Genomic DNA, 25095 nt, shown 5'->3' with positions numbered 1-25095 from the left:
AAGGGGGGTGACCGGCATGCACGTCCTGGCGATCGACCAGGGGTCGAGCGGCGCGAAGGCCGCCGTCGTCGACGGCGAGGGCCGCATCGTCGCCATGACCTCACGGCGCACGCCGGTCGACCATCCCGAGACGACCGCCGCGCAGGCCGACCCGGAGATGTGGTGGCAGGCGCTGGTGTCGTGCGTCTCCCGGCTGCCGGTGGAGAACGTGCAGGCCGTCGCGATCTCCGGCTTCATGCACACGGTCGTGCCGGTCACCGACGAGGGCAAGGTTCTGGGGCCCGCGCTGCTGTGGCCCGACCAGCGTCCGGCCGGGCCGAGCGCCGCCGACCGGGTGGCGTGGTGGGCCGGGCACGACCCGCTGGCCGCGCTGACCCGGTGGTATCTGCCGGTCAAGGACTTCCTGCGGATGCGGCTGACCGGCGCGGTCGCCACCGACCGCTACGAGGCGGGCGGCACCGGGTTCCTCCGCGACGGCGCCTGGTCTCCGGCCGTGGCCACCCACGCGGGCGTCTCCGTCGACCGGCTGCCGCCGATCGGCGAACCGACCGACATCGCCGGGGCCGTCACCCACGAGGCCGCCGCCGCGACCGGGCTTCCCGAAGGAACGCTCGTCGTCATGGGCACCGGCGACTGGATGGCCACCCTGCTCGGCGCGCAGGCCGTCTTGCCCAGGCGGGCCTGCGTCTATCTCGGCACGGCCGGCGCGGTCGGGGGTTTCGCCTCTCCGGAGGCCGCCCGCGCGCTGACCGAGCCCCTGTGTTTCGCCGCCGCGACCTCGACGGGGTCGGCGCTCGACTGGATCGGCGGGCTGACCGGCAAAGGAGCCCCCGAAACGGTCGCGGCGGCGGAGTCCGTCCCGCCGGGGGCACGAGGAGTCTTCTTCCTGCCCCACCTGATGGGCGAGCGCGGCCGGGGCCACGACCCGGCCGCCAGGGGGTCTGTGCACGGTCTGACCCTCGCCCATGGCGCTCCGGATCTGGCGAGAGCCGTACTGGAAGGAACCGCTTTCTGGCTCCGGGCCATCGCCGGAGCCGCACTCGACGAACACGGCCCGGACGAGCTGGTCGCGGTCGGCGGCGGTGCGCGCAGTGACCTCTGGCTGCGGATTCTCGCGGCCGTACTGAAGCGGGACCTGACGGTCCCCGAGACGACCGAGGCCGGGATCCTCGGCACGGCGATGATCGCCGACCGAGCTCTGACCGGAGAGGTCTCCCACGAGCGGTGGGCACGGACTGCCAGGACCGTGCCCGCCGATCCCCACCTGGCGACGAAGTATGACCCGCTCTTCGAGGAGTTCCTCCGGCTGGAGGAACGCCACCGGTAGCCCTCGGGCTGCTCGACCCAAGGAAATCTCAGCGCACTTCGGGGGGCGCTCATACCTCGCTATCGCGACCGCCATTGCCAGGAGAAGAAATGCAACGACCGTGGAAAAGCGCACTGAAGATCATCACCGCCACGTCGGCGGCGGCCGCACTCATGCTCGCCTCGGCATGCGGCGGGGACGACGAGGCCCCCGCGGCCTCAGGTGAGGTCACCGGCGCCATCGACGTCTGGATGGGCGACCCGATCGGCGCCACCCAGCAGCCGACGATCATCCAGCTCGCCAAGGACTACGAGACCGCCCACCCCGGCACCAAGGTCAACCTCAGGTTCCTCGGCGCCGACGCGCACAAGACCTACCTGACCAGCATCGCCGGTGGCACCGTGCCCTGTGTCGCCCTCATCGGCAACACGTGGAGCCCGGAGTTCGCCGGTCTCCAGGCCCTCGAACCGATCGCCCAGGACCCGGCGGCGATGAAGGGCGTCTACACCCAGAGCATGATCGACTCGACCGTGCTCGACGGCGTCTCGTACGCGGTGCCCTACGACACCGGTGTCCGGGCGCTCATCTACCGCAAGGACCTGTTCGACAAGGCCGGCCTCCAGGCGCCCAAGACCTGGGACGAGGTGCTGAGCTCGGCGACGCAGGTCCAGAAGGACAACCCCGGCGTCAACGGCTTCGGCATCATCGGCGGCAACCAGTGGTACTGGCTGCCGATGGTCTGGAACTGGGGCGGCGAGATCGCCACCCAGGAGGGCGGCGCGTGGAAGGCCAAGGTCGACTCGCCCGAGGCGGTCGCGGCGTTCACCTTCTACGCCGACCTGCTGACCAAGCACAAGCTGGCCCCGGCGGGCTCGGCCACCTGGCAGGGCGCCGACGCGTCCAAGGCGTTCGCGCTCGGGCAGATCGGCATGATGGTCGGCGGTTCGTGGGACCTGAAGACGATCCTCGCGCAGAACCCCGGGATGGAGCAGCAGCTCGCCACCGCGCCGCTGCCCGCGGGCCCCGGCGGCAACAACGACACCTTCGCGGGCGGCAGCAACCTGGCCATCTTCAAGGGGTGTGACAACAAGGCCACCGCCAAGAGCTTCGTGGACTTCCTGATGAAGACCGACAACCTCGTGCCGGTCACCACCAAGATCGGTCTCCTCCCGGCGACCGTCGAGGCCCTGGAGAAGGAGCGCACCAGCGGTTCGTTCTCCACCCCCCTGCTGAAGGCCTACGCCGAGCAGGCGCCCAGCACCCGGTCGATCCCGCCCGTGTCCACGTGGGGCAAGGTCGAGGGCACCGGAGCCATCGTCAACGCGATGCAGGCGATCATGAACGGGCAGCAGACGCCCGAAGCGGCCATGAAGGAACTGGCCTCGCAGATTGACGCCGCGATCGGACAGCAATGACCTCTACCACCACCGGGCGGGCGCGGCACTCGGCCGCGCCCGCCCGGGCCGGGCTGAGGTGGGACCGCTTCGGACTCCCCAGCCTGCTGCTCGCCCCGCTCCTGGCCGTGATCCTGGGAGTGGTCGGCTACCCCATCGTCCGGACCGTATGGCTCTCCTTCCACGAGGGCGAATACCTGATGACCGGCGCCTTCAACGGCGTCGACAACTACACGGAGATCTTCGGCGACCCCTACTTCCTGGCCGCGCTCCTGCGCACCACGATCTTCGCCGTCGTCTGCGTGGTCTGCACGCTGCTGATCAGCCTGGCGATCGCGCTGGTCCTGGACGCCGGTTCGTGGGTGGCCAGGATCGTGACGGTGATCGTGCTGCTGCCCTGGGCGATGCCCCGGGTGGCCAGCGGCATCATCTTCAAGTGGATGTTCAACGACCAGTACGGCATCGCCAACTGGTTGCTGGTCTCCCTCGGGTTCGAGCAGTTCAAGGGCTACGCCTGGTTCAACGACGGGTTCGCCTCGCTGGTGGCCATCACGATCGCCGTCGTCTGGCATTCGGTGCCGTTCATCGCGATCTCGATGCTGGCCGGGCTGCGCGCCACGCGCGGTGAGGTGCTGGAAGCGGCGCGGGTCGACGGCGCGAGTTTCTGGCAGCAGCTGATCAGGGTGCGGCTGCCCATGATGAAGCCGCTGCTCACGATCCTCGGCGTGATGTCGACGATCTTCGCCTACCAGTCGTTCGACCACTTCCTGGTGATGACCACGCCGCCCGGCGGGCCGAGCCACAGCACCGAGGTGCTGTCGCTGCTGACCTGGCTGCAGGCGTTCACCGTGCTCGACCAGGGGGTCGCCGCCGCGATGGCGGTCGTCACGTTCGTGCTGCTGGCCGGGATCACCGCGATCTACGTGAAGCTGTCGAAGGAGGGCACATGACCCGGAAGCTGATCGTCTATCCGGCGATGGTGGTCATCTCCCTGGTGGCGCTGTTCCCCTTCTTCTGGATGATCATCACGTCGCTGAAGCCGGACACCGAGATCTTCACGGTGACGCCGCAGTTCATCCCGCACGAGCCGATCCTGTCGCGCTACACCGAGCTGTTCTCCGGGGCGATCCCGCGCCAGTTCCTCAACTCGCTGCTGGTCGCCGGGGCCACCACGCTCATCACCGGGCTGATCGCGCTGCTGGCGGGCTACGCGCTGGCCCGGTTCAAGATCCCGATGAAGCGCTATCTGCTGATCGTGATCCTGTCGATCCAGATGCTGCCGCAGACGGTGCTGGTCATCCCGCTGTTCACGGTGCTGCGCACCACCGATCTGCTCGGTACGTACCAGGGGCTCGTGCTGTCGCATCTGGCGCTGACGGTGGGGCTGGCGACGTACATGCTGCGGAGTTTCTTCATGGACATCCCGGTCTCCCTGGAGGAGTCGGCGATGGTCGACGGGGCCTCGCGGATGAAGGCCGTGCGGCTGGTCGTGTTCCCGCTGGTCTGGCCGGGGCTGGCGGCCAGTTCGATCTACGGGTTCATCACGTCGTGGAACGAGCTGATGTTCTCGGCGACGTACATGCAGCAGTCGTCCAGGGAGACGCTCCCGGTCGCGCTGCAGCAGTTCTTCTCCAGCTACTACTCCGACTGGGGCGGCGTGATGGCGGCCAGTGTGATCTTCACGATCCCGGTCGTCGTGTTCTTCCTGCTGGTCCAGAAGCGCCTCATGCAGGGCATGGTCGCGGGCGCGGTCAAGGGTTGAGAAAGGGTTTGGTCTGATGTTGAAGCTCGGGGTCCTCGGGGTCGGCGCGATCGCGACGGTCGGTTACGGGGTGCTGCCCAACCTGCACCACATCGCCGACAAGGTGGAGCTGGTCGCGCTCTGCGATCCGGTGGAGGAGCGCACCGCCGCGGCGGCCAAGGAGTTCGGGGCGCGCGAGACCTACGCGACCCTCGACGCGATGCTCGACGAGTCGGACATCGACCTGGTCCTCAACCTGACGCCCATCCCGGCCCACGGCGCGACGTCGCTGAAGATCCTGGAGGCGGGCAAGCACCTGGCGACCGAGAAGCCGCTGGCCACGACGATGGAGGACGCCGACGCGCTCATCGCGACGGCCTCGGATAAGGGTCTGAAGATCGTCTGCTCGCCGCCGAACATGCTCTACCCGAGCCGCATCGAGGCCGCCCGGCTGATCCGTGAGGGCGTCATCGGCAAGGTCGCGTTCGCGAAGGTCCGGGCCAGCCACGGCGGTCCCGCCTCGATGATGAACTGGCCGACCGACCCGTCGTGGTTCTACCAGGAGGGTTCGGGGCCGCTGTTCGACGTCGGCGTCTACGGCATCCACGAGATGCTCGGCCTGCTCGGCCCGGCCAAGCGCGTGACCGCGTTCTCCGGCATCACCGAGCCGACCAGGACCGTGCGCTCCGGCCCCTACGCCGGCAAGGAGATCACCGTCACGACCGACGACAACACGCTGATCATGCTCGACTTCGGCGGCGGCACCTTCGCGGTCGTCGACGGCACCTTCAACGTGAACGCCGCCAAGGGCCCCCGCCTGGAGGTCTTCGGCCGCGAGGGCACCCTGAACCTGCCCAACAACCTTCCCGTGAACGGCGGCCGGGGCATCGACCTGTTCCTGCTGGAGGCCGCCGCCGGGCTGAGCGGCTGGGTCGAGCTCGACCTCGCCCACCTGGAGCCCGCGCAGCAGCGCGTCGACAAGCTGCGCCGCGCGCTCCTGGTCGACCACCTGGCCGACGTGGTGAACGGCACCGCCGAGGAGGTCATGGGCGGCGACGTCGCCCGGCACGCCCTGGAGATCATGCTGAAGGCGCACGAGTCGGCCCGCACCGGCCAGGCCCTGGAGCTGACGACCACTTTCAGCTGGTAGTGACCGCCAGCAGGGCGATGTCGTCTTCGTGGGCGCGGACGTCGACCAGCTCCTCGACGAGCCGGTCGGCGACCGCGTCGAGATCCGCCAGCTCTCTGGTGTCCTGCCAGACGTCCTTGAGCGCGGCCATCCCGGCGTCGATCGCCCGTTCGCGGCGCTCCACCAGGCCGTCGGTGTAGAGGAGCAGGCGCGACCCGGCCGGCAGGGGTGTCTCGTGTTCGACGTAGTCGTAGTCGATCACGCCCAGCGGCGGCCCGGCGCCGTCGTCGAGGAAGCGGTAGGGGCCGCCGGGCACGTCGAGCAGCATCGGGAGCTGGCCGGCGTTGGCCCAGGTCAGGGTGGCGGTGCGGGCGTCGTAGACGGCGAGGCAGCAGGTCACCAGACGGGCCTGGTCGGCGTTCCTGAGCACCACGGCCGACTGGCGCAGGATCTCGCCCGGCGGCATGTGGCTGACCGCCAGCGCCCGCACGGCCGTGCGCATCTGGCCCATCACGGCGGCGGCCTGGATGCCCTTGCCCATGACGTCGCCGACCACGAGCGCGACCCGGCCCTCGTCGATCGGGATCAGGTCGACCCAGTCGCCGCCGACGTCGATGCCGCGCGCCGGGTAGTAGCGCCAGGCGTGCCGCACGCCGTCGACCTGCGGCAACGGGGAGAGCAGGCTGCGCTGGAGCTCCACGGCGGCGTCGCGGTGGCGCTGGTAGAGGCGGGCGTTGTCCATGGCGACGGCGGCCTGAGCGGCCACGCCGGAGGCGAGCTGCTCGTGGCGGCCGGTGAACATGCCCACCTCGGGGTGGCCGAAGAAGAACCCGCCGAGCACCTCGCCCGACGGTGAGATCACCGGCACCGCCAGATAGCTGCGCACGTCGAGGTGGCCCTCGGGCATGCCGTGGTAGGGCGGGTTCTGGCCGTAGCGGGGGTCCTGGGTGACGTCGTGGATGCGGATGACGCCCTCGCCCTGGAACGTGGGGTCGAAGACCTTCGTGTTCCGGGGCATCGGGAAGCGTTCGAACGCCTCGCGGGGGGCACCGGACAGCACGTACAGGTAGTAGCTCTGCCCCTGCATGTCGTAGACGTTGTAGAAGAACGAGCCGAAGGCGGCGCCGGTGAGCGAGGTCGCGGCGTCGCAGGCGGTCTGCACGATCCTCGGGAGGTCGAGGTCGGCGGCCAGCGCGCGGCCGACCTCGTGGAGCGTCTCGACCAGCCGGGTCTCCTCCTGGAGCCGGGCGATCAGGTCGTCGAGTTCGTTCGTCATGATCCGGCCCGATGCTCGGACAGGAGGTTCAACGCCTCCTCAGCGCTGCCGCAGACGGCCAGCACGGTCAGGCTCCCGGTCAGCCGGAGCAGCCGGTCGATCGGCCCGGTCACCCCGGCCAGCACCAGCAGCCCGCCCAGGTCACGGGCGGCCACGGTGGAGACGAGCAGCACCCGCAGCCCGCTGGAGTCGCAGAACCCGACCCCCGACAGATCGGCCGCGATGAACGGGCGGCCGGAGGCCAGCAGATCGTTGACCACCGCCTGGAGCTGCGGCGAGGTGATCGCGTCGAGATCGCCCGACACCGTCACCAGCGGCCCGGCGGGCAGGTGGGTGACGGCCACGCCGAGGCGCTGCTGGGCGCCGCCGCGAGGCTTGATCCCGTCGCCTTCGTGGACGTTCATGCGCATCTCCACCCGGGAGCCGCCGTCGCCCTGCTCGATCGTGAGCTGGTCGCAGACCTCGCTCATCAGCCACAGGCCGAAGCCGCGGCGACCGTCGAGCGAGGGCCGGGAGGGGCTGAGGTGGGCGGGGGTGAGCCGACCGGCCTGGTCGGTCACCTCGACGATGACCTGGCCGTTCTCCTGCCAGATCCGGACGGTGCCACGCCCGCCGCCGTGTTCGATGACGTTGACGACGGCCTCGTTCGCGGCGAACACGAGATCGTGGAGCCGGGGCCCGACAAGCCCGGCGCCCGAGGCGAAGGCGTCGATGCGGTCGCGCATCGACCCGACGTCGTCGGTGATCGGCCAGGCCCCGGGAAGATTCATGGGCACCTCAACGAGCATCGCACCATTTCTTGAGGGTATCGCGCGCTTCGTTACCGCACCTGAATCCCTGTCAGGACGATGGTCGCCAAGTCGTCGGCGAACCTGTCGGGAACGCCGCCCCGCTGCCGCACGGTGACCTCGTGACACGCCCCGATGATCATGGTCGCGGCGGCCTCGGCGAGGGGGTCAGCCACCCGCCGCCTCCGGAGATACGCCGCGAGCTGCTCGCGCAGCCCCAGCCCCCCGGCGGCGGGATTGCCGAGCGCCACGAACCGTTCGAGCACCTCGGGCGCCAGGTTCACGAACGCGGGCACGATCCCCTTGTGCAGCTCAAGAGCCCTTTTCGTGTACGCCACCAGCGCCACCTCGACCGCCTCCTCATCGGAGGGCAGCGGCGGCAGATCCCGCTCGACGGCCTGGACGTGACCGTGCAGCCCGAGCGCGATCAGCTCCTCCTTGTCGGCGAAGTGGTTGTAGAGCACCCCCGTCGCCACCCGCGCCTCCTTGGCGATCTCCCGCACGGTCAGCCCGGCCGTGCCCCGGCGGGCGATCAGCCGGGTGGCGGTCTCGACCAGGTGATCGCGCAACTCCCGGCCATCACCCACACCCTCGGCCCGACGCGGCGACATCACGGCCGCACCGCACTGACCAGCGGCACTCGGCCGTCTCCTGCGGCCCGGCAGGAGGACATCACGACCGCACCGCACTGACCAGCAGCGCCTCGCCGTTGAGCAGCACCCCGTCGGGGGTCTCGAAGGCCTGTAGCGCGGGATGCATCAGCTCGGCCGCCGCCTCTCCGGCGTTGTGGCGGATCGGGCCCCACGCGGCCAGGAAGGAGGCCGCGTCTGCGGCGTCGGCGCCCCAGTTCTGCGGTGCGTCGACCGGCCGGGAGACGATGTCGGTGAATCCGGCCTCCGTCAGGACGCGCTCGACGGTCGCGGGCTCGCCCAGCGCGAGTGGCCCGGCGCCGGGCGGCGATTCGGGGAAGCCCAGGGCCGCGACCACCTGAGCCAGATCGCCGTAGCCGCGCAGCGACAGGAGGGCCAGCCGCCCGCCGGGGGCCAGGGCCCGGCCGATGTTGGTGAAGGCGGCGACCGGGTCGCCGAAGAACATGATGCCGAACCTGCTGATGGCCAGGTCGAAGGCCGCATCGGGGAACGGGTGGACCTGGGCGTCGCCGTGCGTGAAGGTGACGTTGTCCTCCGAGGTCAGCTCGCGGGCCCTGGCCAGCATCGGTTCCGACAGGTCGATGCCCTCGGCGGAGACGGCCTTCCCGGCGGCGAGCCGGGTGGTGCGCCCGGTGCCGCAGCCGAGGTCGAGAACTCGATCCCCCGGCCTGACGGCGTCGAGGAGGAACGGGTTGAAGGCGTCGTTCACGCCGTTGTAGCGATCATGGTGGGCCGCCCAGTGGGCGCCCTCGTAGCCGTTCCACGCCTCGGCCTGGTGGGTGTTGACGATCGATGGTGAACGCATGTTCATGAACGTACGTTCACGATGAGGTCCCGGTCAAGTGATATGACATATCGCCATGACGACGGTGAAGACCGAGGCGCCGGTGAGGTCGCGCACGTGGCGGCGGCCCGAGCCCGTGGTCGCCGTCGTCGCGTTGGTCATCGGGCTGTGGAACGTGTGGGTGCCGTCGTTCTGGCGGGACGAGTCGGTCTCGGCGCTGGCCGCCTCGCGGCCCATCGGCGAACTGTGGGAGTTCCTCGGCCAGATGGACCGGGTGCACGCCCTCTACTACCTGCTGCTCCGCCCGGTGGCGTGGATCTCCACCTCGGAGTTCGCCCTCCGACTGCCCTCGGTGCTGGCGATGGCCGCCGCCGCCTGGGGAGTCGCGGCGATCGGCCGGCATCTGGCGTCGGCCAGAGTGGGCCTGCTGGCGGGGCTCGTGTTCGCGGTCCTGCCCATGGTCACGCGCTACGCGCAGGAGGTCAGGTCGTACGCGATCGTGACCGCGCTGGCCGTGCTGGCGACGTGGTTGCTGGTGACCAGGAAGAACCACGTCCTGTACGCCGTCGTGATCGTCCTGCTCGGGTGGTCCCACGTCTACGGGCTGCTGCTCGTGGTGGCCCACGTGTTCGTCGCGCCGGATCGACGCAGGTTCGCGCAGGCCATGGGGGTCGCGGCCGTCGGGCTGGTGCCGCTCGCGATCCTGGCGGCCGGGCAGCGGGGCGTCCAGCTCGGGTGGTTGCACTCACCCACGTGGGCGGCGCTGCCGGAGTTCGCCCAGGAGGTCATGGGCAGCAGGTGGGGCCTGGTCCCGCTGCTGGCGCTGGCGGTCTTCGGCGCGCGCGGGGCGCTGGGCCGGGTGGCCGGGGCGTGGGCGCTGATGATCCCGCTGTCGATGCTGGTCTCGCTGGTCTATCCGATCTACAGCCCCCGGTACGTCCTGTTCGCACTCCCCGGGCTCGCCCTGCTGGCCGGGGCGGGGCTCGACCGGCTGCGGCCGAAACCGCTGGCCTGGGCGGGGCTGATCCTGGTCACGGCGCTGACCGTGCCCAAGCACCTGTGGCTGAGGGCCCCCGACCACCGCCCCGACGACCTGCGGTCGATGGCCGCCGCCCTGCTCGAACGGCAGCGCCCCGGCGACGCGGTGCTGTACGTCGACCGGAACAACAAGTGGTTCGCCGCGGTCTACGACGAGGCGTACACGAACCTGATCGACCTCACCCGCACACCCGGGCGTTACGAACGGGTCTGGGTCGTGTCCGGCGGCCGCGAGCACCAGAACAGTGCCTTCGTGGAGACCGACGAGAGCTATCTGGCCCTGCAGAAAACGTACAAGGCCCGGTATTTCAAGGACTTCGGCTACTCCTGGTTCGCCCTCTACGTACCGGAATAGAAAAGGGCGCCTCCCACCGGGGAGGCGCCCTTCGCACTGAGAGCTAGACGACCGCGCGGCGGCGGCGCATCAGCATGGTGGTGCCACCGGCGGCGGCGAGGCCGAGGGCCAGGTAGAGACCGGCGCCCGAGGCGAGCGGGACCGGGTCCGGCGGGTCAAGGGTGGCCGGGCCACAGGTGGACGAGCTCAGGATGATGTCGCCGACACCCGACAGGGCGATCACGTGCATGCCGTGCACGGTCAGGCTGCCGTTCGGGTTGTTGATCTGCTCGTTGAGGCGGACCTCGATGAGCGGCAGCAGCGGCGGGAACAGGATCGTCGTGTTCGGCGCCGGGTTGGCGGCCAGGGCGGTGCCGAGGACCTGCGCGTTGGCCAGCGACGTCGAGCCGGTCGTGGGCAGGCCGGTGGTCGCCGTGCACTCCGACTGGATCGCGCCGGCGCTGATGCCGATGCCGAGCAGCGTGGCGCTCAGGCCGTCGACCGACGCACGCGCCGCCTCGGTCCCGATCGTGGTGTTCTGCTCGACCTCCACGCCGATGACGCCGGTCGACACGGTGCCGACGTTGAGCGACGCGAGCGACGCGGTCGGGGTGCCGAGGTTGGCGACCGGCGCGGGGCCGAAGGTGATGCCCAGCGGCAGGCTGATCTGCGCGCCGAAGGCGTTGACGCCTGTGCTTTTCGCGTGGGTGGTGCTCGTCATCCCCATCAGCAGCGTTGATACCGCCGCTATGGAAACAGCGAAAGTACGGCCGAGAAACATATGCACACCCTCCGCGGGCTTCCTATATCAGTCGATGCCGCTCCAAGTTATGTGCGCGCCGAGCGGGAATCGGTAAGGGACCTGTCAGTTCACTCCAGAGAGTGAGTGTCGTGGTCCCGGTCCGGCGCGATTCGCTCGTTACATTGGGCTTCGAAGAACAGGAGCATCAATGGGGACACGCGGAGCTGTCCGCCGGGAAACGTGCCAGATAGTCATCGTCGACGAGGGGCCGCTGGCGCATCTCGCGTTGCACGCCTTTTTCCGGCAGGCCCCGGCATTCGCGGTCGCCGCTTCCGCCACGACCGGAACGGAAGGCCGCCGGCTCATTTCCCGGATAATTCCGGAAATAGTGATATGCGAGACACGGATCGGCGACGACTGCGGTCTGGAGTTGTGCCGCTGGCTCGGGGTCGAGCACCCCGAGGTGATGCCCGTGGTGCTCACCTCGGTCGACGACGTCAACCTGGCTCGCGCCGCGCTCGACGCGGGCGCGCACGCCTACCTGCTGAAGTCCTCACCGCTCGAAGACCTGCTGTTCCACCTGGAGCGGGTGGCCGAGGGCCAGATCATCGTCGACGACCGGCTCGGCCGGTCGGCCGCCGGGCGCGGTGGCCACCGCACCCGGTTCGACCTGAGCCCGCGCGAACACGAAGTGCTGGAGGAGATCATCCTGGGCCTCGACAACCGGGCCATCGCCGGGCGGCTGTGCATCGCCCACGAGACGGTGAAGACCCACGTCAAGTCGATCCTGCGCAAGATCGGCGCCCGCGACCGGGCGCACGCCATCGCGGTCGTGCTCGGCGACGCCCGCGCCGGGAGCGGCTGGTGAGGCGCGCCTGCGTGGTCGTCGGCACCCGGCCCGAGGCGATCAAGCTCGGCCCGGTGATCCCGGCGCTGCGGGCGTTCTTCGACGTCGAGGTGGTCTCCACCGGGCAGCACGGCGCGGTGGTGGCCGAGGTGCTGGAGCTGTTCGGCGCTCGCGTCGATCTCGATCTGCGCAGGTCGGGGGCTTCGCTGGCGGCGCTGACCTCGTCGGTGGTGCTCGGGCTCGACGAGGTGTTCGTCTCCGCCAGGCCCGATCTCGTGGTGGTTCAGGGCGACACCACCTCGGCGTTCGGGGGTGCGCTGGCGGCGTACCTGCGGCAGATCCCGGTCGCCCACGTCGAGGCGGGGCTGCGCAGCTACCAGGCGACGCCGTTCCCCGAGGAGGCCAACCGGCGGCTGATCGCGCCGCTGGCCGACCTGCACCTCGCGCCGACCCCCCGGGCCAGGGACAACCTGCTCGCCGAGCGGGTTCCGGCCGAGCGGGTGCTGGTAACCGGGAACACCGTGGTCGACGCGCTGGCCGCCGTGCTCACCGACCGGCCCTCCCCCCGGGAGCGGCCGGTGGTGGTGATCACCGCGCACCGGCGCGAGTCGTGGGGTGAGCCCATGCGGCGCATCGCCCGCGTCGCCGACCGGCTCGCCGCCGAGCATCCCGGCGTCGACTTCGTCGTCGCCACCCATCTCAATCCGGCGGTACGCGAGGTGTTCGACCAGGTCGTCCGGCCCAGGGACAACATCCGGTGCGTGCCGCCGATGGCCTACCGGGAGTTCGCCGGGCTGCTGGCCGTCAGCGCCCTGGCGATCACCGACTCGGGCGGCATCCAGGAGGAGGCCGCCGCGCTCGGCCTGCCCGTGCTGGTCATGCGCGAGTCGACCGAGCGGGTCGAGGCCCTCGACGGCGGCGGCGCCCACCTGGTCGGCACCGACGAGGACCTGGTCGCCAAGACCGCCGGGCTGTTCCTCCAGTCGGCCGTGGCCGGCCGGGTCAGGCACGTCGCCCCCTGCCACTACGGCGACGGCCACGCCGCGGCGCGGGTGGCCCGCGCATGTGCGGAGCTTTTTTCTACGAGAACCGAGGTGTGATTGTGTACGGATCCTGGGGACACGGCCCGCGCTGGCAGACCGGTGTCCCACTCGCCGTTCTGCCCTTCACCGGAATTCCCCTTCTGGTGATCGTCGCACTGGCGGTCGTGCTCATCGTCGGCGGAGCGTTGCTGTTCCGCATGCACCATGTGAGGTAATTCGTTCCGGTGGCCCGGGAATTCACATCTCCCGGGCCACGGGCGTTCCCGCGACATGCGTTTCGGCGTTTCTCCGGGTTTTCGCCCAGCCGCTTCTGCCGCGCAGCACCCGCCAGAAGGCGCGCCATGACGTGATGTAGAAATTGTAAATGTAGAAGGCGTAGGCGACGCCGTACAGCAGGCTTTTACCGAGGCCGATCCCGGGTTCGCAGCGCCACCAGTAAAGTGGTCCCCAAACGAGGAACGGCAGAATGCCGAAGGTGCCGTAGATGGCGAAGAGAATCCAGCCGCCGTCGACCAGCCACCACGACATCCCCGCCGGGTCGGCGAGCAGCCGGCTGCCCAGATAGATCATCGGGATCGGGTAGATGAGCGTCCCGAGGAGCTGCATCCACGGCTGCGACAGGTAGTAGAGCACTTCGAGCGCGCCGAGGCTGCTGAACTTGGCCGACCGCCAGATCTCCGGCAGATACTTGGCGCACTGCATGGTCCCCTGCCCCCAGCGGGTCCGCTGGGTGATGAGCCGCCGGAACGACCAGAGGCCCTCCTGCTCGACCCACGTGTCGGGGGTGTACTCATTGCGCTCCCCTGCCAGCAGCAGCTGCACGCCGAGCTCGAAGTCCTCCAGCAGCGAGCCGCCCCACGGCCGCCGCTCCTCGCCCGCGATCTTCTCCAGCGCGCTCAGCCGCGTGAGCTGCCCGTTCCCGCCCATCGCGACGGTACCGCTGCGGCGCCGCCCGAGCTGGATCGCCGAGATCGGCCCCCGGAACTCCAGGTCCTGCATCCGGACCAGCAGGCGCCCGAACGCGTTCTTGAATCGCCCCCGCTCCGGGCACGGGTTCCGGTCGTCGCGGTTGACCATCCACACGTCGACCTGCACGGCCCCGATCGCGGGATCGGCGAACAGCTTCTCGCCCGCGCACACGCTCAGCATGTTCGGGGCGGGCCGCCCGTCGGCGTCCAGGACGCAGACCACGTGACGGGTCCGGTCGGTGTCGGGCGAGAGGAAGTCGTCGAGCGCGCGGTAGGCGGCGTTGAGCGCGTCGCCCTTGCCGGTGCGCGCCTCCGGGCTCTTGCGGCTGACCAGGTGCACCCGCGCGTCTTGCAGGGCGATCTCCTCGACGATCCGGGCGGTGTCGTCGTCGGAGGCGTCGTCGACCACCCAGATGTTGACGTGGGAGAACCGTTCGCGCAGGTAGTGCAGGGTCGCCCCGATGACGGCGGCCTCGTCGCGGCACGGGATGAAGACGTGCCACTCGAACGCCGCCGGGTTACCGGCCGGGTCGGGCCGCTGCCGCAGATAGGGCCGGACGATCGTGAGGACGTACGTGAGGAAGGTGACACTGAGGAACAGCGCGAACGCCTGGGTCAGCCCCAGCAGATAGCCCATCAGCTTTTGTCCCGCTGCCGCACACCGCGCATCGTCAGCAGCGTGTACGCCACCAGCGCCACCCCGATGCCGAACACACTGATCACCGACCCGACCATGGTGTGCCCCCAGTAGTAACCGGGCTCGAAGCCCAGCCCCTTGATCAGCACCACCACGGCGAGAATCCTGACCTGGTTGCTCGCGAACAGCACCGCGACCGCGACGGCCAGCGCGACCAGCGGCCAGACGCTCACCCTCTTGGTCAGCCAGAGGATCAGGATCGTCACCCCCAGCAGCGGCACGACCAGAAACCCCGACGTGCACTCGGGCGAGATCCACAACCCGTGCGCGTCCCCCGTCTCCTCGTTGAACGACACGATCGCCATCACCGAGTTGACCGCCGTCTCGGTCCGCGCGAACAGCGCGACCACATGAGAGGCCAGCACCGCCTCCCAGCCCCGCACCTGGTCGTCGACCAGCAGCACGGCCCCCAGCAGCAGGCCAAGCACCCCCGAAAGGGCCACCCGAAAGGCCATGTTCCCCCCTCCTGAACGACCTGCAACGTAGCCGCGCACGGGGTTCCCACCTCTGAAACGCGCCCGGCGCCTCACTCCGCAGGGTCAGAGACCGCGCGTCCTCCGGGTCCTGCCGGGTGCCCGCTTGTTACCGTGCCGCGAGTTTTCTCTACGCCCCAGAGGAGGTCCCGTGGGCACGACCCGGCTTCTCTGGGGCGGATCCGCAGCTCTCGCGCTTCTGCTGCTCTGCGCGACGGGATGCGGCGCCCCGGCGACCACGCACCCGAGCGCCTCCATGCCCGTCGGCAGCTGCCACGTGATGTCCCAGCCCGAGGAGTTGTACGCCCTGAGCGACGTGCGGCCCCCCGTCCCGTGCAGCGAGCCCCACCAGAGCGAGACCTACCTGGTGACCCAGATGACGGGCCCCCTGACCGAGGCCCCGGTCCGCCCGCCCCACGAACTCCTGGTCCCCCTGGTGACGGCTGGCTGCGACTACCGCCCGATCCGCCCCTACCTGGCCGCCGGCCCGCACGACGCCCAGTGGGGCGTGTCGGTGTGGGGCAAGGTCCCGACCCCTGACGAGTGGGCCGCCGGCGACCGCACCCTGCGCTGCGACCTGCTGGTCCCCACGACCCACCCGAACGGCGGCCCCCTGCTCACGGCCCCGCTGCGCGGCATCATGACGAGGCCGGAGTCGGCCGCGATCCGCCGCTGCCACCTGGAGGGCCGCGACGTCCAGTGCGCGGCCCCGCACGAGTGGGAGTGGGTCGAACCCCAGGGCTTGACCCGCAACCGCTGCCGCGCGAACGCGGCGATGTTCGCGGGCGGCCTGCGAGGAATCCGCGTCCGCCTGGGCCGCGACCGATCGTGCTGGGTCGGCCAGGAACGCCACCGCATCTCGGTCGGAACCCTGCGCGACGGAGTGATGGCATGACCCTCGACCAACACGACTCCCCAACGTGGGGCGACCGCTTCCCGGAACCCCCGAGCGCGGCCCCCAGCCGCCGCCGGGCCTGGTTCGGCTCACGCACGGGCAGCCACCAGCCGACCTCCAACGCTTCCGAAGTCGGCACACGCATGAGCAGGCGGACCTGGTTCACCTCCAGCGCTTCCAAGCCCGCCCCTGACTCCCGCACACGCGAACGTCGCCGACCCTGGCTCACCTCCAGCGCTTCCGAGCCCGGTCCTGACTCCCGCACGGGCATGCATCGCCGGACCTGGTTCGCCTCCGGCGCTTCCAAGCTCGGCCCTGACTCCCGCGCAGGCGAGCGCGGCCGGACCTTGTTCGGCTCACGCGCGCAGACGCGCCCCCAGGACCATCCGGCCTCCGGCTCTGGCACGGGCAAGCACCAGCCGGTCAGGTCCGATGCGCAGACCCGGCTCGCTCCCGGTTCTCGGCGAGGGCGGAAGCGGGTGGGGGTTCGGCGGTATCCGCTTTGGACGGTGGTCACCGGGGTTCTGTGGGCTGTGGTCATGCAGGTTCGGCTGTTCGCGGGGGGGCATGTCGGGCTTGCCGGGTTCGGGGAGAATCTGCCCTGTCAGCTCGGGCTGGCCAACTTCCGGAATCGGGCGCTGGCGGGGTGGGAGTTCGTACAGCCGATCTGGACCTCGCACTCGTGGACGGGTGAGACCTGCCCGCCTGAACCCTCGACGGCGCTGCTCGCGCAGGCCGCGGGCAAATGGCTGACGCCGCTGCTCGGGTATCCGGGCGCGCTCGATCTGCGGGCGCTCGGGGTGATGTTCGGGGTGCTCGTCGGGGTGATCTGCGGGCTGCTCGTGACCGTCGTGCCGGGGAGGCCGGTGGTCCGGGTGGTGTTCGCTTCGGCGGTGGGGCTCGTTTATGCCGATGCCGCGTTCGCCGGATATCTGATCTCGCCCTATGCGGAACCGGTCGCGCTGGTCGCCGCCGGGTTCCTCCTCGTCGCGCTGCTGTTCGTGTGGGAGCGGCCGACGGTACCGCGGGTGCTGGCGACGGTCGCTCCGGCGCTGCTGGTGGTCGGGGCGCGGCCCGAGTATGTGACGTTCGTGCCGGTGATCGCGTTCGCGCTGCTCTGGGTGCGGGGGCGCCGGGTGGTGGCGCTGATGGTCGCGACGTGGCTGGCCGGGATCGGGATCTTCCACACCGTCACCGAGGCGCGGTTCGACCCGCATGAGATCGTCTTCCAGACCATCCTGTACGACAACCCCACCGCTCGCGCCGACCTCACCTCACTCGGCCTGGACCCGAAACTCGCCCCGGCCGCCGGGCTGGCGAAGACCGGCGAGAACTGGGTGACCTTCGCGGACAAGTACCACCGCACCGCCCACCCCTCACCGCTGCGGATCGCCGGGTTCTACGCGACCCATCCGTGGCACGCCATTCGTACCGTCGGATGGGGTTTCCAGGGAGTCGCCGGGTTCAGCCCCCACTACCTGGGCTCCTACCCCGAGGGCGCGGGCCACGCCGAGGGCGAGCGCGAGCACCGCGTCGCCGTCTACTCGACGATCTGGGAGATGCTCAAGAGGGGCCCGCTGCTGGTGCTGGTGCTCTGGCTGGCGACGCTCGGCGCCGGTCTCCTGGTGGTCCGCCGCCGTTCGCTGACCGCCTCGGAGAAGACCCTGGGACGTCTGGCCGTGATCCTCCCGCTGGCCGCGATGGCCCAGTTCGCCGTGATCATCCTGGTGCACGGCCGGGTCGAGACGGTCCGGCACATGGCCATGACGAGCTGGCTCACCGCCCTGTGCGTCCCGGCCGTGGCCATGGCCGTCACGCTCGTCATGACCCGGCTTCGCCCGACCCCGCGTTGGCAGCACGCCGACTAATTCATGCGCATCGATTTTTTCTCAATTGCACGAAATAAAACGTTGATGCTCCGCCTCATCCCGTATGTGAGAAACTATCGGACGTCTCCCTCATAGGTGGAAAACCCAATGCCGTCCTAGAGCGAGGGCGTCATCGCGTTTCGCTCTCGGAGGTCATGAGAAATGGCACAGACGTCACTGCGTCCGCAGAAGACGGCCATGCTGGTCGCGCAGCGCATCGTGGCGGACATCAACCGCCGCGGCAACACCGTCGGCGACCGCCTCCCACCCGAACGCGCCATGCTCGACACCTATGAAGTCGGCCGCGGCACCCTCCGCGAATCGCTGCGTTTCCTCGAACTCCAGGGCGTCCTGGCCCTCAAGCCCGGCCCCGGCGGCGGCCCGGTCGTCCAGCAACCCGACGCGACCAGCCTCGTCACCACGCTGACCCTGCTCCTGCAGTTCGAGAACGCCCCGTTCCGCACGGTCGCCGAGGCCCGCGGCGCACTGGAACCGATGCTGGCCAGGCTCGCCGCCGAGAGAATCGCCGACGAACAACTCGCCGAGCTCAAGTCGAGCGTCGACAACATGCGCGCCCATCTCGCCGACCAGAGCGTCTTCCTGGCCGAGAACAAACGATTCCACGACATCATCGCCCGCAGCTCGGGCAACACCATGTTCGGCTACCTGATCGACGCGCTACTCGGAATCCTCGACTCTTCGGCCATCGGAATCGACTATCCGGAAGTGCGCCGTTCGGCCGCGCATCGCGCCCACGTGAAGATTTACGAGGCCCTCGCCGACCGTTCCCCGGAAGCGTCGGCGGCCGCCATGACCACGCACATCGAAGAGTATGTGAAATACGCCGAACGAAAATTCCCCGAGGTTCTGGACGCCCCGATCGTGTGGGGCACGGTCTAATGCACGCCGATCTACAGCCGTGAGATCCGCCCGGAGGTATCGAGCCCGAACCGGTAGTCGAGCTCGACCGGGCTCCCGGGGAAGTTCCCCTCGACCCGGCAGATGACCGTGGTGCCCTCACCCCCGATCGGGGTCGAGGTGTAGTCGAACTCGGCGGACGTCCGCCCCAGCCACTCCCTGATCTCTGCGTGACCGTGGTGGTCGCGCCCGTCATCGGTGACGTGGGCGTCGTCGGCGAACGCGACCACGGCGGCGGCCGGGTCGTCGCCGGTGGAGAGGGCGAAATAGGCGCGTACGGCGTCGGGATGCATCTGCGTCCTTTCAGAGGGTGGGAACGGTGCCGCCGTCGACCACGTAGTCGGCACCGACGACGCTGGCGGCGGCGTCGGACACGAGGAAGCCCACGACCTCGGCCACCTCGTGGGGTTCGGCGAACCTCCCCAACGGGATGCCGCCGAGGGAGTCGTACAGAGAAGCCCAGGCGGCATCGAGATCCCCGCCGAACTGGGCGGAGAGCCGGGCGGCCAGGCGATCGGCCGACGGAGTGTGGATCCCGCCGGGCGAGACCGTGTTGACCCGCACGCCGCGCGGGGCCAGTTCGTTGGCCAGGCCGAGGCTGTAGGCGCGCAGGGCGGCCTTCGCGGCGGCGTACCCGAGAGTGCCGTTCCAGAGCGGCATGCGCGCCTGGATCGAAGAGACGTGCACGACCGCGCCCCGGCCCTTCGCCAGCATGCCCGGCACGAGTGCCCGGTCGAGCCGCACCGCCGCCAGCAGGTTGAGATCGAGCTCCTGCCGCCAGGTGGCGTCGTCGAGCGCCGCGAACCCCCCGCCCGGCGCACTCGACCCACCGGCGACGTGCACCAGGATGTCGGGCGCCGGAACCTGTGCCGCGATCTCGTCCGCCGCCCCGGGCGCGGCCAGATCGGCGACGACGACGCGATCGGCCGCACTGCCCGGCGGGGCTGAGCGTGCCACGGCGACCACCTCGGCCCCGGCGGCCTTCAGCCGGTCGACGACGGCGGCGCCGGTGCCCTTGGTGCCTCCGGCGACCAGGGCCAGACGTCCGTCGAGAGAGAACGATGGCGGGTACGTCATGAGTTGCTTCTAACTTAGAAGTGACTGGGTCAGTGCTAACATAGCAGTCATGGTGAGCAAGGTCAGGCTGGAAGACCGCGAGTGCCCGCTGTCGGCCACGATGAGCATCGTCGGCGAGTGGTGGACGGTCCTGATCCTCCACGACTGTTTCGACGGCTACACGCGCTTCGACGACTTCCAGGCCAACATCGGCCTGTCATCGAGCATGCTGACCAGCCGCCTGAAGATGCTGGTCGACCGGGGCATCCTGACCCGGCGGCCCTACCAGGACCGGCCGGTGCGCCACGAATACGTCCTCACCGACCTGGGCCGCTCATTGCGACCGGTCCTGCTCGCGATGGCCGCCTGGCGCAACGCCCAACTCGGCCCGGACGACCGCGCGATGATCCTCGTCGACAGGAGAACCGGCCTCGAGGCCGAGCCGGTGGTCGTCGACGCGGTCACGGGCGAACCCGCCGACGGAGATCACTACGTCTTCGCGGCCGGCCCGGCGGCAGGCCCGATCATGCGCCAGCGCTACGAGGGAGTCACTCACTCTCCGAGTGCGAGCTGGCCTGGGTAGGGCTTCTTCGGCGTTGCCTCGTTGCCCGCTTGGGAGCGGGTTCCCGATTTCACGTAAACGACCTTCGCTCCTCGGCGAGGGCTGTCGGGGGCGAAGTCGATCAACCCTTTCCGCCGCAACCTGGTCAGCCGGTTCCTGGCGATCGCGTTGTCGCAGTCGAGATAGTTCCGGACGTCCTCGTTGGAGATGCGCCCATGCCGTTCGAGATGGCGCATCAGCTTGGTGTCCTCGGCGTCGATCGTGTCGACCCGGTAACTGATCGCGGCCCGCATCCCGGCAACGGACGCCGGCGTCAGCGTGTATTTCGGGGACTGGTTGCGCGCGGTCCCCTTGGTCGGCTGGACCAGGCCGACCTCGCTCATACGATGCAGGATCCGGTCGACATCCCCCACGTTCCGCTGAAGGCGACCCGACAGTGCGGTGGAGTTCATGCTCTTCGTGTGCCTGAGCGCGGTGAGGATCATCAGGACGTCCAGGTCACCGGAGAGATTCGCCGGGAAGCCCGGACCGTTGATGAACCGTGCGAACGCCTCGTCGCCGCGGCCTCCCGGCAGGGCCACCCGAAATCGAGGACCGTCTTCCAGGATCGGCGGTTCCTTCCCCAGCCGGGCGATCTCACGGAACGCCCGGTCCAGACCCAAGCCCGCCATCTCGGCCAGCCTGAGGCGGGACATGTTCTCGGCCAGCAGCCTGTTGCGGGGCGCCGAGGCGTCGTGAAGCAACCGGTCGACGCGCAACGTCGGCAGGAGCCCTCCGGGGCTGGTGACCACCAGCTCGTCCGGAGAGTGGATCACCTCCACCACGCCCGGAGCCTCCCAATCCCGGTGCACGAACGCGTTGGCGAACACTTCGCGCAGCGCGTCAGGTGGGTAGTCGACCAGTTCCACCTGCGCCGCGCCGACGCGGATGGTGTTCACCTTGGACAGGACCCGGACCCCCGCGATCAGTCCCTCCAGCAGGGTGACCAGCGGCTGGTCGGAGTGGGATTCCGTATGACGGATGAGGATCGTCGGCTCGCTACCCGGAGACTCTCTGGTCTGCAGAGTGACGCCCCACCCCGGAGCTGGTGGCGTGCAGGGCGTCCGGTCTGCCATAGAGCAGAATCGCCGCCCGCGTGATCTGGCCGTCTCTCAGCAGCCCGGTGGCGCGGAGGAACGCCTCCGGATCGACCTCGGCCAGGTCGGCCAGGTCGGCGTGACCGGAACGGCGGAGCAGCATGGCGCCCCGCTCCAGAGCCGCCGGAGACAAGGACTCGATCCCCACCCCCGACGGTTCGGCGGTCCAGTCGTAGTGCTCGCGCAGCGCGCGAAGCCCCTTCAGCTGATCACCCGCCAGCGGCATGCACTTGTCGTGGAGCCGGATCTTGTAGACACCTTTGCGGGTGCTGTGCACCCCCGCCCCCTTGGGCACGACCAGGATGAAGACGCGCTTGCCGGTGATTTCGCGGACCTGAGGACGTACCGTGATCGCGGGCGCGGTGTTCTCGAAGATCGACCGAACCAGCTCTTCGATTTCGTAGACGGACGGCACCCCGGCGATCGCCGATTCGACGGTGGCGGCCCGGTTCTTCACCCCGACGACGATCGCCCCGCCCTCGCCGTTGGCGAGGCAGACGGCGGTTTCGGCGAGCATCTCCCGGAAGTTCTTTCTCGCTCCCGGAGACCTGTCGTTCGCGGTGTCCGGCGTCTCCTTGAAGTCGACATTGCCCGATTCGACCGCGTCCGCGTCCCAATCGTCACCGATCAGCAGTCCATATGATGCGGCGCTACATGTCGCAGCGCATCATATGGCGCATCATATGAACGCCCTCCGGAAAACCGAACCGGGCCGGTCCATGTGGACCGGCCCGGCGGGGAAAATCAGCGTCAGACCAGGTCGTAGCGGTCGAGGTTCATGACCTTGACCCAGGCCTTCACGAAGTCGGCCGCGAACTTCTCGGCGGCGTCGTCGCTCGCGTAGACCTCGGCCAGCGCCCGGAGCTCGGAGTTCGAGCCGAACACCAGGTCCGCCCGGCTCCCCGTCCACTTCACCTCGCCGGTCGTGGCGTCGCGGCCCTCGAAGGCGGTCTGGTCTTCCGAGGTCGCCTTCCAGGTCGTCCCCAGGTCGAGGAGGTTGACGAAGAAGTCGTTGGTCAGGGTCCCCGGACGGGTCGTCAGGACACCCTGGGCCGACTGGCCCGTGTTGGCGCCGAGCACGCGCAGGCCGCCCACCAGCACGGTCATCTCGGGCGCGCTCAGGGTCAGCAGGTTGGCGCGGTCGAGCAGGAGGTACTCGGCCGGGTAGCGGTGGTTGCCCTTGCCGACGTAGTTGCGGAAGCCGTCGGCCGCGGGCTCCAGGGCCGCGAACGACTCCACATCGGTCTGCTCGGCCGTGGCGTCGACGCGGCCCGGGGTGAACGGGACCTCGATCTCGACGCCCGCGTCGCGGGCGGCCTGCTCGACGGCGGCGGAGCCGGCCAGGACGATCAGGTCGGCCAGGGACACGGCCTTGCCGAACGACGCCTGGATGCCCTCCAGGGTCGACAGCACGCTGGCGAGCTGGTCGGGGTCGTTGACCTCCCAGCCGATCTGCGGCTGGAGGCGGATGCGGGCGCCGTTGGCGCCGCCGCGCTTGTCGCTGCCGCGGAAGGAGGAGGCCGAGGCCCACGCCGCCGAGACGAGCTGCGGGATCGACAGGCCCGAGTCGAGGATCTGCGCCTTCAGGGCGGCGATGTCGTCGGCGGAGAGCGTGTCACCCGTGAAGGCGGGCAGCGGGTCCTGCCAGATCAGGACCTCGCTCGGGACCTCCGGGCCGAGGTAGCGGACGACCGGGCCCATGTCGCGGTGGGTCAGCTTGAACCAGGCGCGGGCGAAGGCGTCGGCGAACTCGGCCGGGTTCGCAAGGAAGCGGCGGGAGATCTGCTCGTAGATCGGGTCGATGCGCAGGGCCAGGTCGGTGGTGAGCATGGTCGGCGCGACCTTCTTGGACGGGTCGTGCGCGTCGGGCACGGTGCCCGCGCCGGCGCCGTCCTTCGGACGCCACTGGTTGGCGCCCGCCGGGCTCTTGAACAGCTCCCACTCGTAGCCGAAGAGGATCTCGAAGAAGTCGTTGGACCACTGGGTGGGCTTGGTCGTCCAGATGCCTTCGAGACCCGAGGTGATCGCGTCGGCGCCCTTGCCGGTGCCGAAGGTGTTGCGCCAGCCGAGGCCCTGCTCCTCGATCGAGGCGGCCTCGGGGTCGGCGCCCACGTGGTCGGCGGGGCCGGCGCCGTGGGTCTTGCCGAAGGTGTGGCCACCGGCGATGAGGGCGACGGTCTCCTCGTCGTTCATCGCCATGCGGCGGAAGGTCTCGCGGATGTCGCGGGCCGAGGCCAGCGGGTCGGGGTTGCCGTTGGGGCCCTCGGGGTTGACGTAGATGAGGCCCATCTGGACGGCGCCGAGCGGGCTCTCGAGGTCGCGGTCACCGGTGTAGCGCTGGTCGTCGAGCCAGACCGACTCGGGGCCCCAGTAGACGTCCTCTTCGGGCTCCCACACGTCGGCGCGGCCACCGGCGAAGCCGAAGGTCTCGAAGCCCATCGACTCGAGGGCGACGTTGCCGGTGAGGATCATCAGGTCGGCCCACGAGAGCGCCTGGCCGTACTTCTTCTTGACCGGCCACAGCAGGCGGCGGGCCTTGTCGAGGTTGCCGTTGTCGGGCCAGCTGTTCAGCGGCGCGAAGCGCTGCTGGCCGGCGCCGGCGCCGCCGCGGCCGTCGCTGATGCGGTAGGTCCCGGCGCTGTGCCAGGCCATGCGGATCATGAAGGGGCCGTAGTGGCCGAAGTCGGCGGGCCACCAGTCCTGCGAGGTGGTGAGCACCTCGGCGATGTCGCTCTTGACGGCCGCGAGGTCGAGGCCGTCGAAGGCGGCGGCGTAGTCGAAGTCGTCGCCGAGCGGGTTGGCGACGGCGGGGTTCTTGGCGAGGATCTTCAGGTTGAGCCGCTCCGGCCACCACTGGCGGTTGCCGCCGCCCTGGGTCGGGTGGGCCGCGCGCACGTGCGCGACCGGGCAGACGCCTTCTTCCTTCGCGTCGGTGACGATGGCGTCGTGGTTCTCGGACATCGAAATCCTTCCGGACTATCTCAGCTCACAGTGGTGGCGGAACAGTCGGGGCAGCGGCCCCAGTAAATGACCTCGGCCTCGTCGATCTGGAAGCCGTGGGCATCGGACGCGGTCAGGCAGGGCACCTCACCCACGGCGCAGTCGACGTCGGCGACGACGCCGCACGACCTGCACACAACGTGGTGGTGGTTGTCTCCGACGCGTCCCTCGAACCGGGCCGGACTCCCGGCCGGCTCGATCCGGCGGACCAGCCCCGCGGCGGTCAGCGCGTGCAGGGCTTCGTATACGGCTTGAAGTGAGACGTGACCGACGCGGTCACGGATGCCCGTGGCGATGTCTTCGACGCCGAGGTGGTTGCCACCCCGGACGGTCTCCAGCAACGCGACGCGGGCCGCCGTCACCCGCAGTCCCGCCCCGCGCAACTCCTCCGCGATGGTCTGACCAGTGGGTGCCGTCATGCGTCCAACCTATCGCTCTAAACACGAACGA

26 protein-coding genes are annotated in these 25095 nt (G+C 69.7%); 13 read left to right on the top strand and 13 right to left on the bottom strand.

The annotated features are described in order from the left end of the window. The first annotated feature begins 16 nt into the window (after nucleotides 1–16). The 5 genes from ACYQ78_RS29700 to ACYQ78_RS29680 all read left to right on the top strand — a co-directional run bounded on the left by ACYQ78_RS29700 (nucleotide 17) and on the right by ACYQ78_RS29680 (nucleotide 5591). Entirely contained in the window at nucleotides 17–1327 is a 1311-nt protein-coding gene (locus ACYQ78_RS29700) for a xylulokinase (RefSeq protein WP_459804253.1), read from the top strand. Nucleotides 1328–1416: 89 nt separating this feature from the next. Next, complete coding sequence (locus tag ACYQ78_RS29695) at nucleotides 1417–2721, top strand: extracellular solute-binding protein (RefSeq protein ID WP_459804252.1); 1305 nt, start codon at nucleotides 1417–1419, stop codon at nucleotides 2719–2721. Next, nucleotides 2718–3650: a carbohydrate ABC transporter permease gene (locus ACYQ78_RS29690; protein ID WP_459804251.1), complete on the top strand. Its 933-nt coding sequence runs from the start codon at nucleotides 2718–2720 to the stop codon at nucleotides 3648–3650. Before ACYQ78_RS29695 ends, ACYQ78_RS29690 begins: the two co-directional genes overlap by 4 nt. Beyond that, nucleotides 3647–4462, top strand: coding sequence for a carbohydrate ABC transporter permease (locus tag ACYQ78_RS29685; protein ID WP_459804250.1), 816 nt, complete (start codon nucleotides 3647–3649; stop codon nucleotides 4460–4462). The genes ACYQ78_RS29690 and ACYQ78_RS29685 overlap by 4 nt, the downstream gene beginning before the upstream one ends. Nucleotides 4463–4478: 16 nt before the next feature. Next, nucleotides 4479–5591 carry a Gfo/Idh/MocA family protein gene (locus tag ACYQ78_RS29680; protein ID WP_459804249.1) on the top strand — a complete coding sequence of 371 codons (1113 nt, stop codon included), beginning with the start codon at nucleotides 4479–4481 and terminating at the stop codon, nucleotides 5589–5591. Here ACYQ78_RS29680 and ACYQ78_RS29675 read toward each other — a convergent pair. From ACYQ78_RS29675 to ACYQ78_RS29660, 4 genes are all read right to left on the bottom strand, one after another. Beyond that, nucleotides 5581–6846, bottom strand: a complete 1266-nt coding sequence (locus ACYQ78_RS29675; protein ID WP_459804248.1) for a PP2C family protein-serine/threonine phosphatase — start codon at nucleotides 6844–6846, stop codon at nucleotides 5581–5583. The two genes, ACYQ78_RS29680 and ACYQ78_RS29675, sit on opposite strands and share 11 nt — an antisense overlap. After that, nucleotides 6843–7616 (bottom strand): anti-sigma factor antagonist, encoded by a 774-nt coding sequence (locus tag ACYQ78_RS29670; RefSeq protein WP_459804247.1) that lies wholly within the window; start codon nucleotides 7614–7616, stop codon nucleotides 6843–6845. Before ACYQ78_RS29670 ends, ACYQ78_RS29675 begins: the two co-directional genes overlap by 4 nt. A gap of 50 nt (nucleotides 7617–7666) precedes the next feature. After that, on the bottom strand, nucleotides 7667–8245 hold the full coding sequence (locus tag ACYQ78_RS29665; RefSeq protein ID WP_459804246.1) for a TetR/AcrR family transcriptional regulator: 579 nt from the start codon (nucleotides 8243–8245) through the stop codon (nucleotides 7667–7669). Between the two features lie 61 nt (nucleotides 8246–8306). Then, complete coding sequence (locus ACYQ78_RS29660; protein WP_459804245.1) at nucleotides 8307–9089, bottom strand: class I SAM-dependent methyltransferase; 783 nt, start codon at nucleotides 9087–9089, stop codon at nucleotides 8307–8309. 55 nt (nucleotides 9090–9144) lie between these two features. On the opposite strand from ACYQ78_RS29660, the gene ACYQ78_RS29655 reads away from it, so the two are divergent. Next, nucleotides 9145–10461 carry a glycosyltransferase family 39 protein gene (locus ACYQ78_RS29655; protein WP_459804244.1) on the top strand — a complete coding sequence of 439 codons (1317 nt, stop codon included), beginning with the start codon at nucleotides 9145–9147 and terminating at the stop codon, nucleotides 10459–10461. Nucleotides 10462–10504: 43 nt separating this feature from the next. On the opposite strand, the gene ACYQ78_RS29650 is transcribed toward ACYQ78_RS29655, so the two are convergent. After that, on the bottom strand, nucleotides 10505–11161 hold the full coding sequence (locus ACYQ78_RS29650; RefSeq protein ID WP_459804243.1) for a choice-of-anchor P family protein: 657 nt from the start codon (nucleotides 11159–11161) through the stop codon (nucleotides 10505–10507). 229 nt (nucleotides 11162–11390) lie between these two features. On the opposite strand from ACYQ78_RS29650, the gene ACYQ78_RS29645 reads away from it, so the two are divergent. Genes ACYQ78_RS29645 through ACYQ78_RS29635 form a run of 3 tightly spaced genes read left to right on the top strand, consistent with a single transcriptional unit; the run spans nucleotide 11391 to nucleotide 13287 of the window. Beyond that, a complete protein-coding gene (locus ACYQ78_RS29645) occupies nucleotides 11391–12050 on the top strand; it encodes a LuxR C-terminal-related transcriptional regulator (protein WP_459804242.1) in 660 nt (219 codons plus the stop codon). Then, complete coding sequence (gene wecB / locus ACYQ78_RS29640; RefSeq protein WP_459804241.1) at nucleotides 12047–13129, top strand: non-hydrolyzing UDP-N-acetylglucosamine 2-epimerase; 1083 nt, start codon at nucleotides 12047–12049, stop codon at nucleotides 13127–13129. Before ACYQ78_RS29645 ends, wecB begins: the two co-directional genes overlap by 4 nt. A gap of 2 nt (nucleotides 13130–13131) precedes the next feature. Further along, nucleotides 13132–13287: a hypothetical protein gene (locus ACYQ78_RS29635; RefSeq protein ID WP_459804240.1), complete on the top strand. Its 156-nt coding sequence runs from the start codon at nucleotides 13132–13134 to the stop codon at nucleotides 13285–13287. A gap of 22 nt (nucleotides 13288–13309) precedes the next feature. Here ACYQ78_RS29635 and ACYQ78_RS29630 read toward each other — a convergent pair whose 3' ends face one another. Both ACYQ78_RS29630 and ACYQ78_RS29625 read right to left on the bottom strand, forming a co-directional pair. After that, nucleotides 13310–14677, bottom strand: coding sequence for a glycosyltransferase family 2 protein (locus ACYQ78_RS29630; protein ID WP_459804239.1), 1368 nt, complete (start codon nucleotides 14675–14677; stop codon nucleotides 13310–13312). Further along, entirely contained in the window at nucleotides 14677–15192 is a 516-nt protein-coding gene (locus ACYQ78_RS29625; protein WP_459804238.1) for a hypothetical protein, read from the bottom strand. The genes ACYQ78_RS29630 and ACYQ78_RS29625 overlap by 1 nt, the downstream gene beginning before the upstream one ends. Nucleotides 15193–15361: 169 nt before the next feature. Between ACYQ78_RS29625 and ACYQ78_RS29620 the strand changes: the two genes are divergently transcribed. The 3 genes from ACYQ78_RS29620 (at nucleotide 15362) to ACYQ78_RS29610 (ending at nucleotide 18873) form a co-directional block, all read left to right on the top strand. Next, nucleotides 15362–16105 carry a septum formation family protein gene (locus tag ACYQ78_RS29620; protein WP_459804237.1) on the top strand — a complete coding sequence of 248 codons (744 nt, stop codon included), beginning with the start codon at nucleotides 15362–15364 and terminating at the stop codon, nucleotides 16103–16105. Further along, nucleotides 16102–17973, top strand: a complete 1872-nt coding sequence (wsfD, locus tag ACYQ78_RS29615; protein WP_459804236.1) for a glycan biosynthesis hexose transferase WsfD — start codon at nucleotides 16102–16104, stop codon at nucleotides 17971–17973. Before ACYQ78_RS29620 ends, wsfD begins: the two co-directional genes overlap by 4 nt. Nucleotides 17974–18135: 162 nt before the next feature. Next, nucleotides 18136–18873 (top strand): FadR/GntR family transcriptional regulator, encoded by a 738-nt coding sequence (locus tag ACYQ78_RS29610; RefSeq protein ID WP_459804235.1) that lies wholly within the window; start codon nucleotides 18136–18138, stop codon nucleotides 18871–18873. An 11-nt stretch (nucleotides 18874–18884) separates the two neighbouring features. On the opposite strand, the gene ACYQ78_RS29605 is transcribed toward ACYQ78_RS29610, so the two are convergent. Together ACYQ78_RS29605 and ACYQ78_RS29600 are read right to left on the bottom strand one after the other, a co-directional pair. Beyond that, nucleotides 18885–19184 (bottom strand): nuclear transport factor 2 family protein, encoded by a 300-nt coding sequence (locus tag ACYQ78_RS29605; protein ID WP_459804234.1) that lies wholly within the window; start codon nucleotides 19182–19184, stop codon nucleotides 18885–18887. A gap of 10 nt (nucleotides 19185–19194) precedes the next feature. Beyond that, nucleotides 19195–19968 (bottom strand): oxidoreductase, encoded by a 774-nt coding sequence (locus ACYQ78_RS29600; protein WP_459804233.1) that lies wholly within the window; start codon nucleotides 19966–19968, stop codon nucleotides 19195–19197. Between the two features lie 49 nt (nucleotides 19969–20017). Here ACYQ78_RS29600 and ACYQ78_RS29595 point away from each other — a divergent pair, with 49 nt between their 5' ends. Beyond that, the gene (locus ACYQ78_RS29595; RefSeq protein WP_459804232.1) at nucleotides 20018–20530 is read left to right on the top strand and encodes a winged helix-turn-helix transcriptional regulator; all 513 of its coding nucleotides are present in this window, start codon (nucleotides 20018–20020) and stop codon (nucleotides 20528–20530) included. Here ACYQ78_RS29595 and ACYQ78_RS29590 read toward each other — a convergent pair. The 4 genes from ACYQ78_RS29590 to ACYQ78_RS29575 form a co-directional block, all read right to left on the bottom strand. Beyond that, complete coding sequence (locus ACYQ78_RS29590) at nucleotides 20500–21624, bottom strand: ATP-binding protein (RefSeq protein WP_459804231.1); 1125 nt, start codon at nucleotides 21622–21624, stop codon at nucleotides 20500–20502. The genes ACYQ78_RS29595 and ACYQ78_RS29590 overlap by 31 nt on opposite strands. Further along, entirely contained in the window at nucleotides 21548–22273 is a 726-nt protein-coding gene (locus tag ACYQ78_RS29585; RefSeq protein WP_459804566.1) for an AlbA family DNA-binding domain-containing protein, read from the bottom strand. The genes ACYQ78_RS29590 and ACYQ78_RS29585 overlap by 77 nt, the downstream gene beginning before the upstream one ends. Nucleotides 22274–22395: 122 nt before the next feature. After that, a complete protein-coding gene (gene katG, locus ACYQ78_RS29580) occupies nucleotides 22396–24606 on the bottom strand; it encodes a catalase/peroxidase HPI (RefSeq protein ID WP_459804230.1) in 2211 nt (736 codons plus the stop codon). A 20-nt stretch (nucleotides 24607–24626) separates the two neighbouring features. Further along, entirely contained in the window at nucleotides 24627–25064 is a 438-nt protein-coding gene (locus ACYQ78_RS29575) for a Fur family transcriptional regulator (RefSeq protein ID WP_459804229.1), read from the bottom strand. Nucleotides 25065–25095 lie beyond the last annotated feature (31 nt).

Source organism: Herbidospora sp. RD11066, from assembly GCF_054661255.1.
This window is presented reverse-complemented; position numbering and strand designations above follow the sequence as displayed.